This is a genomic window from Granulicella aggregans (genome assembly GCF_014203275.1).
In the GTDB taxonomy this organism is placed as follows: domain Bacteria; phylum Acidobacteriota; class Terriglobia; order Terriglobales; family Acidobacteriaceae; genus Edaphobacter.
In genome coordinates, this window is the sequence record NZ_JACHIP010000002.1 from 1,055,179 (window position 1) to 1,070,272 (window position 15,094).

The window sequence follows — 15,094 nt, forward strand, 5'->3', positions numbered from 1 at the left end:
CTTCGCTTGGTAGGATAGGTGGACTGACCCTCGACCGCCTATACCTCTGTCTCCTCTGGATTTAGGTGGGACATACTCTTGGGTAAATGGATTTCAACCGGGCTTTCTGGTCGAATCTTGTAAGATCGCGCTCTAACGGAGAAGCAGAATGCACCTCGATACCCCAGTGAACTCCTTCGGAGACACCTCACAGGATGACTCAGGATCTCGGCGTCTAGACCAGCCGTTTGAAGAAGACAGAGTTGATCTACTTCAGGTTGCTCTGCTGCTTTGGCGCAACCGGAAGACCATCGCGCAATTCTCGGTTGGGGCAGGGGTCTTGGCGGCTCTGATCGCGTTTTTCGTGATCAAGCCGACGTTCACCGCGGAGGCGGTCTTCTTACCGCCGCAGTCCGCGCCCGGAAGTGCATCAACCTTGCTCGCGGGCCAGCTAGGGGGGCTAGGGGCGCTGGGGGGCCTTGGCGGCCTGAAAAGCCCGGGCGACATCTATCTCGGCATCCTGGCAAGTCGCACGATCTCCGACACGCTCATCGCCCGCTTCCATCTCCAGGACGTCTACAAGGCAAAGAGATTGAGCGACGCCGAAGCCGTGTTAAAGAAGCAAAGCACCTTCGTGGCCGGGAAAGATACCCTTATTACCATCACGGTTGTCGACATCGACCCGCATCGCGCCGCGGACCTCGCTAACGGATACCTGGACGCCTTGTACGAGCAAAACGGTCGACTCGCACTGACTGAGTCAGGCCAGCGACGGGTTTTTTTCGAGCAGCAACTGGCTCGCGAAAAAGATGCCCTAGCTGATGCGGAAGTCGAGTTAAAGCGGACACAGGAGCAGACCGGAATTATTGCTCCAAACGGACAGGCGCAAGTTGCGATCGAGGCGATCGAACAGCTGCGGGCACAGATCACCAGCCAGGAAGTTAGTCTGAGTGTCCTGCAGCAGAGTTCCACCGATCAGAACCCCGAAGTCGTCCGCTCCAGGACTGAGATTGAGCGCTTACAGCAGCAATTGCGAAAGATGGAGAACGATCCCTCCCAGCGAGCGCCCGGAAGTGTGCAGGCGCCCACAGCGAAAGTACCCGAGCTGGCCCTTGCCTATATCCGCAAACAGAGGGAAGTTAAATACCACGAGACTCTCTTTGAGCTGCTGGCTCGCCAGTACGAGTCGGCCAGGCTGGATGAATCACGTCAGTCCCCGTTGTTGCAGGTTGTTGACCGCGCCGTCGTTCCCGATAGAAAGTCAGGGCCACACAGGGTCTTGATGATGCTGGGAGGTATGTTCCTCGGATTGGTTGTGGGAGTGCTTTGGGTAATCCTCATACCCGCTCTCGTCAACCTAAAACGAGAAGCATCGCTTCTGCTCTAGGAACGCATCCGGGCAAGAGAACTTGGCTGGCGACGAACACAAACATTCCATCATGGCGGTCTTGAGTGAAACTAAAGCACCACAAAAACGATCATGCCCCTACGAAAAGAGCGTTTGCGATTTCTCGGAGACCGCCCTTGGTGCTACACCCAGTCGCCATCTTCTCGGCTGTTTGGCTCGGGGTTGTTTCGCTCTATTCTCTCCATCTGAGTAAGCTGTTGCTTTACACCACGTACGAGACAAGCCGCGTAGTACTCTGGATCTGGGCACCTTTTGCTTTAGCCGCCATCGCGTATTTGCCGGTGCGTAAAGTTCTTTCCGCAAGATACCCCCTCCGTCATTCTATTCAACCAATTCACCTGTCAAGCCTAGACAGGCAACTTGTAGTAGCATTCCGCATTTGGATGACAATCAGTGTCGTGGAGATCATTTTTAGCGGAGGCATCCCAATTGTCTGGCTTATGATCGGCAGCACGAAGACGTACGTAAATTTTGGAATACCCTCACTTCATGGGTTTGTAAACTCGCTTATATTATCGATCTCCTTGTGCAGGTTTGCATTGTTCCTCATCACATCGGACCGGCGACATCTTCGTGTGCCCGCATTCATCTTGCTCTGGTCCATGTTGGTCGTCACGAGAAATCTGATGCTGGTGTCGCTCATTCAATTTCTAATTTTGTTCGTTCGTATCCGGCCTATTCGAAAGAAAACGGTAATCAATGTCTGCGCGTCGCTGGCAAGCTTTGTACTACTGTTTGGAATCATTGGAGATTATCGTTCAGGATCCTCAGATCTGATTCGTCAATGGGCCCAGCCGACCGACAATTATCCCGAATGGCTTCCTTCCGGGCTGCTATGGGGGTATATTTACACATCGACCCCTATCAACAACCTTATATATACAAGCCACGTTTTTACTCCACTCAACAGCATAACGTTTCCGAACACAGTGTCTCTATTGTTCCCATCATTGCTTCGAAACGTAATTTATGGAGAGCAACTTGGGGACGTAGAAAGCGGACAGCTTGTCGACCCAACGTTTAATGTGAGTACCGGCTACATTGGACCTTACCAGGACCTTGGCTTTGCTGGGATATTACTCTTCAGTGTCGCCACTTCTTTTTTCTGCATGCGTTACTGGTATCGCAATGACCTCAAAGGCATTCTCATCTATACCGTATTAGGGCAATGCCTAGTACTGAGCCTCTTCTGGAATCAATTCTTCTCGTTGCCAATAATCACGCAGTTATTTTGGCTCGAAGTGTTCCTCAGGAAAAGGTCGCCTCGAAAAAATATGCTACGGCTACTCGTGCCGACTAGCGCCTCACCCTTTAACCCAATTGCAAGCTTGCTCAAGCCGTTGCTTCACTTGCCAAGACCAAAGCCAAGTTCCTCTAACATCGATTAAGTCCTATCTATAGGTGACGACATGACCCCGGCAAAGGTTGAACGCCCTCTAGACCCGCAACTCGCTGTCCTGATAAGGGTAAAGAATGAGATCTCTGCCTTGCCGGAATTCTGGCGCCGTCTTTCCTCACAGACTATTCTCTCGCGCACCGAAGTGATTTTTCTCGATAGCGGCAGTACAGATGGCACGCTGGACTTCTTGTTAGGATTGCCGGTTTGCGTCTACGAAATTTCGCCCTCAGACTTCCAGTTCGGGCGTAGTTGCAATCAATTGATTTCTGTCTCCCAGGCGCAGATACTTGTTTTACTCTCCGGTCATGTATTACTTGAACAACATGATGCTTTGGAGAGGTTGTTTGAGAAATTGGTGGAGCATGAACACGCAGCCGCTTACATGCGGCAGGTGCCAAATACACTTTGGGGCGCTAGCGCTTATGAGAAGGCATTTTTGGCGAAGAGATTCGCCCCGGAGAAATCGAAAGCTATTGAATTGCACGAGCCCCTCGGATTCTCTAATTCTGCATCTGGATTGACTAGGGCAGCCTGGCAACGCAATCCCTTTCCGGAAATCGGCGCCAGCGAGGACTTCATTTGGGCTAAACGACATTTATCCCTTGGCGGCAAACTTTTCTACTTACCGTCCGTCACCGTCATGCATTCTCATCGCGAGTCGCCAGACGCGGTTTTTCAGCGCGTCAGGCTGAATGTTCGCGCACGGAAAAAGACGGGTTCATATCTAGAGGCTTCTTACTACTTCAGCGGTATTTTACTGAGCCTGATTTTGAAGGGAACAGCGTTCCGGGAGGCTTGGCAATACGCTGAAGCTCATGCTCGGGCATACTTGCCACAGGGATCCTGAGCGGGTTTTTGGTCGAGGAGAGCTTGCATCTGCATAATACAAAATTCCGAACCAGACGAAACTTCAGAACAGTGATCTGGCTTTCAAGTACAGTCGCCGGAGGTGAAAACGCATCACCGCTCTTTGGAGTTGGACGGTCGCAAGTGGGGCAGAGCATACTCCAGCCGCTATCTTGGCCCGCTTTGCCTCGTATAAGCCTGCAGTCGAGTCGCTGAGACCACCTGCTCGCATCACGACAGTAGTGAGAGGTGTAAATGCGGACTTCAAGGTGTCTTTCGCTCGAAGCATTAGCTCGTAGTCGCCGGCTATGCGGTATGTGCTGTCAAAACGGCCCAGCCGTGCGAACATATTTTTATGGTGCATAGCGCCTACGTGAACCGTGGTCATCGCTGTGGCGAAACGCGGCCAAAGCCAAGGCCCCCCGAAGGTTGGAGAATATCCCGTCGAGTGGTCCAGTTTTGCTCTCGAGCTAAGAAACTCTGCCCCTGGATACTTCCGTGCAAGCGCAACATAAGCGCCGATGGCACCGGGAAGATAGAGATCGTCGGCACCAAGAAAGCAGATCCACTCTCCGCGGGCCAGGTTAAGCGCCTTGTTCCAGGCGTCATAAACACCTTTATCCGGTTCACTTTTCCAAAGCGCGATTCGATCGTTGTATCGGTGAAGTATATCGAGCGTGCCATCGGTCGAGCCACCATCCATGATGATGTGTTCAATGCGGGGATAGTCCTGGGCAAGCACACTTTCAAGGCATCCCGCAAGACAGGACTGGCCATTGAAGACCGCCGTTACTACCGTTACCAGGGGAAGATCGGTGCTTCCTTCAGCCAGAGTTCCTTTTAGTCGCTGTCCCCCCGAAGTTTCCCTCTTCCCGTTGTTCATATCATTTCCACCGGATTCGTTGGCCTTGGAATTGAGCGGTATTTGTCGAGAGCGACCTTGTTTAGCTTCGTGAACGTGTTTGACTATGTGTCATAGCGTAAAAGTAAACTAAGCTGCATCGCGATCAAGTATGCCGAATTCCAATTTCGCAACACTTACCTAGGTTGATGAGATTCTGTCTCCACTCATCAATTTCATTATCTCATTTGCGCCCCTGGCCGCAGCTTTTAGAGTAGGCGCATTTAGTAGCTCGGAGAGCTGGTAAGCTCTCCAAATAAACCAGCACCACGCGATCTGGGGGCGACGCTTGGAGAAGATCTTGATCATTCCGTATATCTCATGACGTCTCGACGCGCTGTCCTGATAGGTCAGTGATTCCGGCTGTAATCGATAAAGTGCGAAATACTCCGCCACGTAGAGAATGTTTTTTCCATCTTGAAAGAAATCGATCCAAAGCTTCCAGTCAAAACAAAAACGAAGAGTTTCATCCAGCCGGAATTGGTTTCGGCGCCAAAACGTAGCGGGTTGCAACACGGTGTCGTGACGAGTTAGCCATCGTAAAGAGAGACGGTCTGGCCTGCTAGCTATGATCGGGCTGACAAACCGTCCGTGATTATCTATGTAGTAGCCATTGCCAGTGATTGCGTCAACTTCGGGCAGGTCCGTGAACGATCTGACAACGCGTTCCAATGTTGTCGGGTCCCAAAACGCATCGTCGGCATTGAGCCAGCAGATGATATCCCCCGTGGCCATCTCTAAGCCTCGGTTGATCGCTTGAGCAGGACCCGAATCTTTCCGCTGCAAGAAAGTGCACGGGAATCTTGAAGCGATCTCCGCTGTTTCATCACTAGACATTCCGTCAAGGACTATATGTTCAAGGTCGCGGTGTGTTTGCCCGTGTACCGACCGAAGACAATGTTCAATGTAGATTCCCTGGTCTTTGCTAGGGGTGATTACGGTAACGCGCAACTCAATTCTCCGGCCTCAAATTGAGGACATCATATAAAGCATACTGCCAAGTGGCGGCTGGCAATGTGCCGCCAATCATGCCATGAAGACTTTGCGGGTAGAGGTCGGACCGTCGTTACCCGCTCCCTTTTGAGAGCACATCTCGCCGGATCTCACGGCATCAGAGCTCGTTAGCCTTCCGTCCCAATGTATCTTCCACTATTCGCAGGTATGTTTCCCCGAACTCTCTTTGCCGTGTTGGAAAATGAGCCGCCGCCGCCGTTCGCAGCGCGCTATCTCTCACGCCGTCATACCGGTCGTGAGCGGCCTTCATAGCTTTGGCCAACGCGTCCGGATCCTCGGCAGGGAAGAAGAATCCCCCCGGCGGGGCCTGCTCGCGATGGACAGGGATGTCAGAGAGGACAATCTGTTTCCCCAGGGACTTTGCTTCCTCAACACTTGTGCTCCATCCTTCGAAGCGTGACGGATTGATGAAGGCGGTCGCGTGTTGCATCAGGCCGAATAGATGGTCAAAGGGAATTTGGCCGAGAACGCGAAAGCAATCCAGCACGTCACACTCCAACGCATATTTCATTAGGTCGGAAAAGAAAGACGAGTTCCGGTAATCGGTTGGGGAGCCGGCGGCCAGAACCAGCAACGGTTCTCGATTGCTCTTCAGGCGCTGCAATGCACTTATTACGACGCGGTGGTTCTTATGAGCCCAGAACTGATTGGGAAGCAGAAAGTATGGCCCCGTAAAGGTATACAGCCGCTGCAACTCCGGCAGACTTGCAGCCCCTTGAAGGGGTGTGGGACTGGCGACGAATCGCAGTAGTTCCGCCGTATCTATGTGTTCTGGAGCGAAAGCCCGCAAGTCTTCGTAGGCGCATGCGCTGCTAAGAATGATCTTGTCGGACTGAGCGCAGATCTGCTTGAATTCGAGATCGCGATGATTGCGATCTTCCAGAGTGAAAAGCTCCGGCAGATGAACATGCTGAAAATCTGCAATCCATCCGATGATCTTGATTCTCTGCCGCATGCCCAGGTAGACAGGATGAATGCAATGGGAAAGGACAGAAACACCGTGCTTTTGCAATGACTTTTGTAATAGGATATCGTGCCCGCTTGCCTTGAGAATACCTTTTCGAAGGATCGCGGTCGGACTTCTTCGGTCTAGCATCGAGGTTCGGATGACCTCAACACCTGGAAAATCTTCAGTGTTATTGCCTTGACGCTTCCCCGTGAATATGACCGGCACGATTGGATTTCCGGGCAACATACGTATCGCGGCAAAGAGGTTCTTTAGATAATTCCGCCCACCCACCCAATAGCCCAGGGGAAGAAGGAATCCGACCCGCGTGCTCTCATTCTTGGTCACAGCGAATTCCTCTTCCACCAGGCGGCGTACTCCTCCACGCCTTGTGTCCATTTCTTTGTTGGATGCCATCCCCAGGCCTTCGCGCCCTTGATGTCCGCGATGAAGCGGCTGGGATCTCCCTGTCTCTGCGTGCCGGAAAACCCAGGCTCTACATCAAAGTTACGTCCAAGCCGCATTAACACCTCGCGGACCGTCGCACCCCGTCCGCTGCCGCCATTGATGGTCGGGCATTGCGGCGACGCATGCCTGGAGGCGGCAAGCAGCAACGTTGAAGCGTCCTGCACATGCAGCCAGTCGCGCACCTCTTCGCCGGTACCCATAAATACGCCATCCTGCTTGGCGAATTTTATGCAGGCGTCCCACAGCAGTTGCTTGCGCAGTCCGCAACCATACACAGAGAATAGTCGCACAATGGACGCGTGCGTTCCAAACTGCCGCGCATAGGAGGTCACCATTTGCTCTGCCATTAACTTATGCGTGCCATACTGCGATATCGGGGCGGTAGGAAAATCCTCCGCGATCGGAACGGTGTCCACCGTTCCGTAAACGCTGGCGCTGGAAGGGTAGACCACGCGGCAGGAGGGTGCCGAAGTCCGCAAATACTCGAGAACATGAGCGGTGGTGACAACCGTTCGCTCAAAGTCCGCGATGGGGTCCTCGATGGAGAAAGACACTGACCCGCCACCGGCGCAATGGACGATTACATCCGGCCTCTCGGCATGCTGGCGCAGCGTCTCAAGGGTCACATCGGCGGAGTTCCATTGACTAAGGCCCCAAGGCTCCCACTCGTCTTTCGACCAGCCGCCGTGGCCAATCCCCGATACCGTATGCCCTTGATCCGCGAAAGATCGCGCTACATACCTGCCCAGGAAGCCATTCGCGCCGGTAACCAGCACACGCCCCGGTGAATCTTGTGAAAAGCTATCGATCTTCAACGGGAATCTCTCGCATCACCTTCGCCGGGTTGCCGGCAACCACTGTGTAAGGGGCAACATCTTTCGTCACAACGGAAGCAGCTCCCACGATAGCTCCTGTTCCAATCTTCACCCCTTTGAGAATTGTGGCATTAAATCCGATCCATGCATCGTCCTCAATGATGATGGGCGAAGAGGGAACGTCTTTAAGCTCTTTAGGGTGTCCCGCGGAAAAGATTTGGTTGAAGTGCATATGCCTGCGTTGCGCAGACCAGGAGTGGGAGTTGTGATCATGGATATTCACGTTATGTGAAATGAGGACGCGGTTGCCAATCACGATTGAGTCCGCAGACCAGATGCGGGTCTGCTCTCCAATAAAACAGGAGCTTCCAATACGGATACTTCCGCCGTGCCCCATCACAACGAGATGTCCGAGTACCTGCGAGCGAGCGGCGATTACGATAGCTGACGGTCTTCCCTGGTTATTTTCCACGCGGCTGGACGGGTACAACCGAGCGCCTTCCCCGATTATGCAGCCCTCTTTCTTAAGGCGCAGCTCGAACTCTTCTATCAGGCGAAAAGGTATCCGGAGAACCTTGCGGATCACTTTCAATACGAGATTCATTGATCCTCACAATCACTCGGAGCTATCAAAACCAGGCAATTTTTTACAGTCCGGCAATTAGGAAGAAAGACTTCGAGCCAGGCGACGGACCTTTCGGCTCACCTTCTGACGAAGGGGTTCAGCAAATAGGTTCTGGAAATGACGATCAACGCTTCGTAGAGGAATAAAATCGGGTGGATGGATCAAGGGAAAAGGAATCGCTGTTACGGGCGGTGTAAGCCGAGGATCCACCGTACTGGTATGCGTTGAGCCCTGCCCAAAACCGATGTTCGTCACTAGGTTGACACGCGGAACAATTGTGAGCCCGTTATTCTTCAAGTGTGTATAGATCCACTGGTAGTCCCATGTGTTCCTGCCATTATTTTCATACATGTCATCAAAGATCCGAGTCCAAAATGCTACGGTCTTGGAACTTTCGAACACCTCGGAAAGCGCTTTAGCCCGCTTAAGTTCAGGCCATTTTTCCATGTGCCTGTCGTAACGCTGCCACTCAGTTCTCCAGGTCGCCCACCCCCATATACCGCCAAGCTGGGAAAAGAAGTAGCTGGAGTCAGTGTTCAAATGTTGTTCAACTAAATTTGTTCCCGAAATCGCTGCTATCCTGCTGTCTCCCCGATACCGTTCCAACAGTTCACGGCAGAATGGGAAGAATGATGGAACGGGCAAGCAATCATCTTCGAGGATGATCGCCTCTTCAACCAAGGAGAAAACCCAATTCAGACCGCTGATAATTCGTTCCTGGCAGCCAAGGTTGGTGTCAGCAAAATTGGTGTAGACTTCGCATGGCCAATCGACACGACTAACAATTTCTCGCACCTGCTCACAAGCTTTCCCCTCGCCTGCCTTCGACGGACGAGGCCCATCCGCAATGAGCAGCAATCGGTTGGGCCGGACCTTCGCGATTGCTTCAAACACCCTCTGAGTGGTGCTGGGCCTATTAAAGACGAAAAATGCTACGGGAATTGAGAACGCCTCTGAACACATGAAGATAACCTAAAGCTCCCAAAGCAGTTGAAATGTAGAATATCATCCAGGATGGTACATAGAAAATTACGGTCGTAGCTCGGACGGTGTTCCTGGGCCGGCGATTCGTCGCTTGCGGTGGATCGCCGTGCAGTCAGACACTTTTGTTCCAAGGGCGGCTGCCAAATTTAGGAAGCAGGCATTAAAGATGCAGTGGCTTCGTGAGCGTGGACTGCTAGAACTAAACAGGGTCGGCCCGGGTCTGCGCAAGATCATTGAAAACATGGGCTGGTTGCTGGTTGACCGCTTTGTACGAATGGGGATGGGGCTATTTGTAGGGGTGTGGGTTGCGCGGTACCTAGGACCAGCTCAATTTGGCAGTCTGAACTTCGCTCTTGCCTTCATCGCGCTGTTTACCACCGCTACCACCCTCGGCCTCGAGGGAATTCTGGTTCGCGAACTGCTCCACAATCCAAGAGATACGGATGAAATGTTAGGTACGACCCTGGCACTTCGAACCGGCGGGGGTCTTCTATCAGTCGCTTTATCGATTGCAACCGTCAAGTTCATCCAGCCGCATGACCAACAGGCGCTCATCCTGGTTAGCATCCTGTCATTTAACCTCATCTTTCAGGCATTCGACACCATTGATTCCTTCTTCCAATCAGAAGTAAAGTCAAAAATAACCGTCTGGGCGAAAAATTTGGCTTTTCTTCTGTTTGCCGGTATCCGAGTTTCGCTGATACATGTTAGGGCCCCGCTGTGGACCTTCGCTGCTTCCTACGCGGGCGAAATCGCATTTGGCGCTCTTTTCCTGACGCTTGGCTACCGGCTCAGCGGTGGCAGAATATTTGCATGGCGCGTCAGCAAGGCCCGGGCGATGTTGCTCTTGAAGGAGAGCTGGCCGGTGATCTTTTCGGGCATGGCGATCATGGTTTACATGCGCATAGACGCAGTAATGCTCAAGGTGATGCAAGGTGATCTCGCAGTTGGCCTGTATTCTGCAGCCACACGGGTCTCCGAGGTCTGGTACTTTATCCCGACGGCGATTGTATCCTCTGTTTCGCCTGCGATCATACGCGCCAAAGATGATCCCACCTTGTTCTACGGTAGGCTTCGCAAGCTTTTTTCGATGATGACAATCACCGCCTGCGTTATTGGTGCAATCGTGGCGTTAGCCTCCCACGCCATCATCCGGACTCTTTATGCTAGTAGTTACAGTGGCGCTGCCCCCGTTCTTGCCGTTCATGTTTGGGCATCGGTTTTCGTCTTTTTGGGAGTTGCGCAATCACCTTGGGACCTTTCAAAAAATCTGTTGTCACTATCGCTTTATCGCACATTTAGTGGGGCAATCATCAATATCGTCATGAATTTATATCTGATACCCAGATATTCAGCAATGGGAGCCGCTATTGCTACTGTCGTTTCATATGCTATCTCCAGCGTATTTGCCAATGCGCTAAGTGCGCGGACTAGACCTATTTTCTTCATGCAGATGAAATCATTCCTTCCATATCGCTTTTGGATTTAGAACGAATAAGATCTGTCATCGGAGCCTCTTCTAGCCCCTTCTGCTACGGAAAGAAGGACCTATAGCCCAGGTGCTCGTCAGCAACGGCAACGTGCCTAATCACTTCGCGAACTCGATCTCAACGCGAATCCGTTTCGGAATAGTTCTGATAACCTCTCCAAGGGCTGGGCTGTCGAGTTTAGGAGGCTCGATGTGCGGCGCCTGAACGTCATTATTTGATATCCTAGCTTAGCTGACGGACAGGACATGTTTGATCCTGCGGAGATGGCAGTTGCGCGATTCAAGTACATTAGCATCGGGCGTCTCGGGCTCACCCAAGTCGCGAGTTAAGTCTTCAATCCATCGAGTCTATTCCGGAACCCGGTCTATGCAGCACTTTCTGCTAATCTCGACTGCTGTTAAAATAGACCACACGGCAGCTTCTTAAAGGTCACAAATTCCAAGAGACATCCTCGTTAGGGGAGCCACAGGCTTCCTCGGTTCTCACCTCTGCGACCATCTGCTTGGAGAAGGTTCTACGGTAGTAGGAGTCGATAATCTATGCTGAGGTAATCATAGAAATCTTGACCACCTCAGCAATGAACGGCGATTCGATTTGGTTGAACTGGATACCTGCACTCCGTTCGAGGTGGGTCCCGTTGATCTGCATGCCTCTACGTCCTAGTGCTATGGCGATCCATAAGTACATCCTCAAGTGGAGACCTATTGGGAAATGTCAACCCAGTTGGCCCGAGGTCTGTCTATGACGAGGCAAAGCGTTTCTCCGAAGCCGCTGTGATGGCCTATAACAAGTCCCACAAGGTCAATACACACTTGGTACGGATTTTCAACACTTACGGCCCGCGGCTGCAGTCCAATGATGGGCGCGTCATATCGAACTTCATGATGCAAGCGCTTCGTGGTGAGCCGTTGACGGTGTATGGATTGGGATCGCAAACCCGCAGCTTTTGTTTTGTCTCTGATCTCGTCGAAGGGATTATGAGGCTGTCGCGATCGGATGAAGCGCTACCTGTCAACACTGGCAAACCTATTGAGTGGACCATCATCGAATGCGCACGCGAGGTCCTCTCGGTCACTGGATCAAAGGCGGTGACCGATTTTCGCGACGTCCCTACTGGTGACCCCACCCGACGCCGACCAGATATCACCAAAGCGAAACGAATCCTCGATTGGGAACCCAGGATTACCCTATTTGAGTGGCTCGAAAGATCGCTTAGCTTCTTCCGGGACCACATTGCAACGGAGCAGTCGAAAGCAGAAATTGCGGAACAGTAGACTACTCCTAGGATTGCTCCAGCGGCACAGCATGCAGTCGCCAACTAACGCAAAGATACGCTCGCGGTATCGCGGGTCTGCAATCCAAGCCGGTGCGGGCTGATCCGTTGCACATGCTTACGGTCTACGAGGTGTGGGGTGACCTCGGGGCGTATCGAAACCGATATGGCTGCCAACGACGCGGGTATAACATTGGACTTTGCGAGTCGAGTGCCCTGTTATGGTTGCAGGCACCAATTCATAAGTTCACCTCGAAATAGGGTGCTCTCGACAGGTTTAGAGCGTCAAAGGGGCGTGTTCAATGATTTTTATTGCCATCGGTGCCCATGAAATCGATAATTTACAAGCAATGGGTCTAATGGCAGCCTGCGCAGGCTGTCCTCTCTGATGCCAATCACGGCTTGCGCGATCGGCACGATTGTTGCGCTGGCGTTAACCAGTCCCTTGGCGGGGCCGTAATCAACATAAGGATGAATCTTATCTGATTCACCGATGCTCAGCCATGGGAGCAGCCATTGCCACCGTCGTGTCATACGCGATCTCTGGAATGTTTGCCAATGCTTTGAGCGCGCGAACCAGACCCACCTTTCTGATGCAGATGAAATCCTTCATCCCGTATCGCTTCAACGGCGAGCCGTCTCAAATTTCTCCGGATAAACAAATGCGTTCATCTATCGCCTAAACATATCTAGCGGACATTCTTACCGCTGGCGATTCGGCAGTCGTAAGAATGTCCGAATACTCCCTATAAACAGCCGTCAGACCCTTCCGCAACGATGTGCCCGCGTGCCAGCCCAGTTCTTTCATGCGGGATACATCCAACAATTTGCGTGGCGTGCCATCGGGTTTGGAAGTGTCGAATACGAGGCGTCCCTCGAAACCAACAACATCCCGAATCAGTTCAGCGAGTTCCTGCACCGTCAGATCCTCACCGCAGCCGATGTTGAGCAGGGGCGCTTGCGATTCGGAGGCCGCGATTGGTCCATATGCGTCGTCCGATAGTTTCATCAAGAAGACACAGGCATCCGCCATGTCATCAGAATGAAGGAACTCTCGCCTCACATTGCCGGTACCCCACACAACTACCTCCGACGCGCCGACGAGTTTAGCCTCGTGCATCTTGCGGAGTAAGGCGGGAAGCACATGGGAACCCGCAAGATCATAGTTGTCGTTAGGTCCGTAGAGGTTGGTCGGCATGGCCGATATGTACCGCGTCCCATACTGACGATTGAACGCCCAGCACATTTCGACACCAGCGATTTTGGCCACGGCGTAGGGGCGGTTAGTGGACTCAAGCGGGCCGGTTAGCATGTACTCCTCACGGATTGGCTGAGGACAGTCCCGAGGATAAATGCAGCTGGAGCCAAAAAAAAGCAAGCGCCGCACGCCCACGTCATACGCAGCTTGAATCACGTTGGTTTGAATCGCCAGGTTCTCGTGAATAAACTCTGCGGGACGCGTATTGTTAGCCAGGATTCCACCAACCTTGGCCGCTGCAAGAAAGACGTGCTCCGGACGCTCTTTCGCAAAGAAGCTAGCCACCGCAGCCTGATCCGTTAGATCAAGCTCCTGATGGGAGCGCACCAAGACTTTGCTGCATCCTTCGCGCTCCAGCCGCCTTACAATGGCCGACCCTGCAAGCCCGCGATGACCCGCAACATAGATCTTGGAGTTGGCAAGCAGTGGGCTATTCATGGTATTCATACACCCCGTATCCGTGCTCTTTCACAAGCTGATCTCTCTCCGCGGCCAATAGATCAGCTTCGACCATCTCTTTTACTAGACCTTCCAGTTTGACGGTGGGCTTCCACCCCAGCCGCTCATGGGCATAGCTCGGGTCGCCAAGAAGAGTTTCAACCTCGGCGGGACGAAAGTATCTCGGATCGACGACGACCACGGTGCAACCGTTTTGATCCATCGCCGTCTCCTCGACACCATTCCCCCGCCATTCCAGTTCGATGCGGAGCGCCCGAGCCGCAAACGTCGTAAACTCCCGGACGCTGTGCTGGATCCCAGTCGCGATTACAAAATCTTCGGCGGTCTCTTGCTGTAGCATGCGCCACTGCATCTCCACATAATCCCGCGCATGGCCCCAGTCTCTAAGAGAATCCAAATTTCCCAGGTAGAGCTTGTCCTGCAACCCGAGCTTGATACGCGCCAAGGCGCGTGTGATCTTCCTGGTAACGAAGGTTTCGCCCCGCAGCGGCGACTCGTGATTGAAGAGAATACCGTTGCAGGCATACATGCCGTACGCTTCGCGGTAATTCACCGTGATCCAGTATGCGTAAAGCTTTGCGACTGCGTAAGGGGACCTTGGATAGAAAGGTGTCTTCTCAGTCTGGGGTACCTGCTGCACCAATCCATAGAGCTCCGAGGTTGAGGCCTGATAAAACCGAGTCTTCGCATCCATCCCAAGAATGCGAATCGCCTCCAGCAGCCGCAGAGTGCCAAGCCCGTCGACATTCCCTGTGTACTCCGGTTGCTCAAACGAGACGGCGACATGGCTTTGCGCTCCAAGGTTGTAGATCTCGTCCGGCTGCACCTTTTGAACAATATTGATCAAGCTGGTCGAATCGGCTAAATCACCGTAGTGGAGCACGAAGTTGCGTCCAGCGATGTGAGGATCCTGGTAGAGATGGTCAATGCGGTTTGTGTTGAAGAGGGAGCTGCGCCTCTTGATACCATGAACCTCATACCCCTTACGAAGAAGAAGCTCAGCTAAATAGGCGCCATCCTGCCCGGTGACACCTGTGATCAATGCAACTTTTGCCACGTGACTCCTTACAACCTTGCTACTCATTTACGCCAGCGCTTGATTATATTGATCGGCGGCTCTGGAGCAAAAGCAGTCAGATCTGAATGCCGTCTAGCCAGTCCCAATACCACCCCGCATCCGCGTCAGCAACTCATCTTGAGCCTGATTGAATGCGCTACACTTAAAGGCC

At 52.7% G+C, this 15,094-nt stretch carries 14 protein-coding genes and 1 pseudogene; 7 read left to right on the forward strand and 8 right to left on the reverse strand.

Annotated elements, in window-relative coordinates:
- The first annotated feature begins 148 nt into the window (after positions 1-148).
- The 3 genes from HDF16_RS09655 to HDF16_RS09665 all read left to right on the forward strand — a co-directional run bounded on the left by HDF16_RS09655 (position 149) and on the right by HDF16_RS09665 (position 3,633).
- A complete protein-coding gene (locus tag HDF16_RS09655; protein WP_184215894.1) occupies positions 149-1,366 on the forward strand; it encodes a GumC family protein in 1,218 nt (405 codons plus the stop codon).
- A gap of 140 nt (positions 1,367-1,506) precedes the next feature.
- Positions 1,507-2,775 (forward strand): O-antigen polymerase, encoded by a 1,269-nt coding sequence (locus HDF16_RS31795; RefSeq protein ID WP_432432238.1) that lies wholly within the window; start codon positions 1,507-1,509, stop codon positions 2,773-2,775.
- A gap of 21 nt (positions 2,776-2,796) precedes the next feature.
- Complete coding sequence (locus tag HDF16_RS09665) at positions 2,797-3,633, forward strand: glycosyltransferase family 2 protein (protein ID WP_184215898.1); 837 nt, start codon at positions 2,797-2,799, stop codon at positions 3,631-3,633.
- A gap of 63 nt (positions 3,634-3,696) precedes the next feature.
- Here HDF16_RS09665 and HDF16_RS09670 read toward each other — a convergent pair whose 3' ends face one another.
- From HDF16_RS09670 to HDF16_RS09695, 6 genes and pseudogenes are all read right to left on the reverse strand, one after another.
- A complete protein-coding gene (locus HDF16_RS09670; protein ID WP_184215900.1) occupies positions 3,697-4,515 on the reverse strand; it encodes a glycosyltransferase family 2 protein in 819 nt (272 codons plus the stop codon).
- 159 nt (positions 4,516-4,674) lie between these two features.
- Positions 4,675-5,484, reverse strand: coding sequence for a glycosyltransferase family 2 protein (locus HDF16_RS09675; RefSeq protein WP_184215902.1), 810 nt, complete (start codon positions 5,482-5,484; stop codon positions 4,675-4,677).
- 160 nt (positions 5,485-5,644) lie between these two features.
- Positions 5,645-6,859, reverse strand: coding sequence for a glycosyltransferase (locus HDF16_RS09680; RefSeq protein ID WP_184215904.1), 1,215 nt, complete (start codon positions 6,857-6,859; stop codon positions 5,645-5,647).
- Complete coding sequence (locus HDF16_RS09685; protein WP_221312625.1) at positions 6,838-7,776, reverse strand: NAD-dependent epimerase/dehydratase family protein; 939 nt, start codon at positions 7,774-7,776, stop codon at positions 6,838-6,840. The genes HDF16_RS09680 and HDF16_RS09685 overlap by 22 nt, the downstream gene beginning before the upstream one ends.
- Positions 7,763-7,951, reverse strand: a pseudogene (locus tag HDF16_RS31800) (DapH/DapD/GlmU-related protein); the annotation flags it as partial. The pseudogene HDF16_RS31800 and the gene HDF16_RS09685, both read right to left, overlap by 14 nt.
- 486 nt (positions 7,952-8,437) lie before the next feature.
- On the reverse strand, positions 8,438-9,364 hold the full coding sequence (locus tag HDF16_RS09695; RefSeq protein ID WP_221312626.1) for a hypothetical protein: 927 nt from the start codon (positions 9,362-9,364) through the stop codon (positions 8,438-8,440).
- 187 nt (positions 9,365-9,551) lie between these two features.
- Here HDF16_RS09695 and HDF16_RS09700 point away from each other — a divergent pair, with 187 nt between their 5' ends.
- The 4 genes from HDF16_RS09700 (at position 9,552) to HDF16_RS09715 (ending at position 12,831) form a co-directional block, all read left to right on the forward strand.
- On the forward strand, positions 9,552-10,874 hold the full coding sequence (locus HDF16_RS09700) for a flippase (RefSeq protein ID WP_184215910.1): 1,323 nt from the start codon (positions 9,552-9,554) through the stop codon (positions 10,872-10,874).
- Between the two features lie 448 nt (positions 10,875-11,322).
- Entirely contained in the window at positions 11,323-11,421 is a 99-nt protein-coding gene (locus HDF16_RS31550) for an NAD-dependent epimerase/dehydratase family protein (RefSeq protein WP_348641290.1), read from the forward strand.
- 158 nt (positions 11,422-11,579) lie between these two features.
- Positions 11,580-12,149 carry a GDP-mannose 4,6-dehydratase gene (locus tag HDF16_RS09710; RefSeq protein WP_184215912.1) on the forward strand — a complete coding sequence of 190 codons (570 nt, stop codon included), beginning with the start codon at positions 11,580-11,582 and terminating at the stop codon, positions 12,147-12,149.
- A 502-nt stretch (positions 12,150-12,651) separates the two neighbouring features.
- A complete protein-coding gene (locus HDF16_RS09715; RefSeq protein ID WP_184215914.1) occupies positions 12,652-12,831 on the forward strand; it encodes a hypothetical protein in 180 nt (59 codons plus the stop codon).
- Here the strand turns inward: HDF16_RS09715 and HDF16_RS09720 are convergent.
- Both HDF16_RS09720 and gmd read right to left on the reverse strand, forming a co-directional pair.
- The gene (locus HDF16_RS09720) at positions 12,828-13,853 is read right to left on the reverse strand and encodes a GDP-L-fucose synthase family protein (RefSeq protein WP_184215916.1); all 1,026 of its coding nucleotides are present in this window, start codon (positions 13,851-13,853) and stop codon (positions 12,828-12,830) included. The two genes, HDF16_RS09715 and HDF16_RS09720, sit on opposite strands and share 4 nt — an antisense overlap.
- Positions 13,837-14,922: a GDP-mannose 4,6-dehydratase gene (gene gmd, locus HDF16_RS09725; RefSeq protein WP_348641284.1), complete on the reverse strand. Its 1,086-nt coding sequence runs from the start codon at positions 14,920-14,922 to the stop codon at positions 13,837-13,839. Before gmd ends, HDF16_RS09720 begins: the two co-directional genes overlap by 17 nt.
- Between the last annotated feature and the right edge of the window lie 172 nt (positions 14,923-15,094).

Coding starts and splice junctions, on each gene's coding strand:
- HDF16_RS09655 (WP_184215894.1), top strand. CDS start 149: ATGCACCTCGATACCCCAGTGAACTCCTTCGGAGACACCTCACAGGAT.
- HDF16_RS09665 (WP_184215898.1), top strand. CDS start 2,797: ATGACCCCGGCAAAGGTTGAACGCCCTCTAGACCCGCAACTCGCTGTC.
- HDF16_RS09670 (WP_184215900.1), bottom strand. CDS start 4,515: ATGAACAACGGGAAGAGGGAAACTTCGGGGGGACAGCGACTAAAAGGA.
- HDF16_RS09695 (WP_221312626.1), bottom strand. CDS start 9,364: ATGTGTTCAGAGGCGTTCTCAATTCCCGTAGCATTTTTCGTCTTTAAT.
- HDF16_RS09700 (WP_184215910.1), top strand. CDS start 9,552: ATGCAGTGGCTTCGTGAGCGTGGACTGCTAGAACTAAACAGGGTCGGC.
- HDF16_RS09715 (WP_184215914.1), top strand. CDS start 12,652: ATGGGAGCAGCCATTGCCACCGTCGTGTCATACGCGATCTCTGGAATG.
- HDF16_RS09720 (WP_184215916.1), bottom strand. CDS start 13,853: ATGAATACCATGAATAGCCCACTGCTTGCCAACTCCAAGATCTATGTT.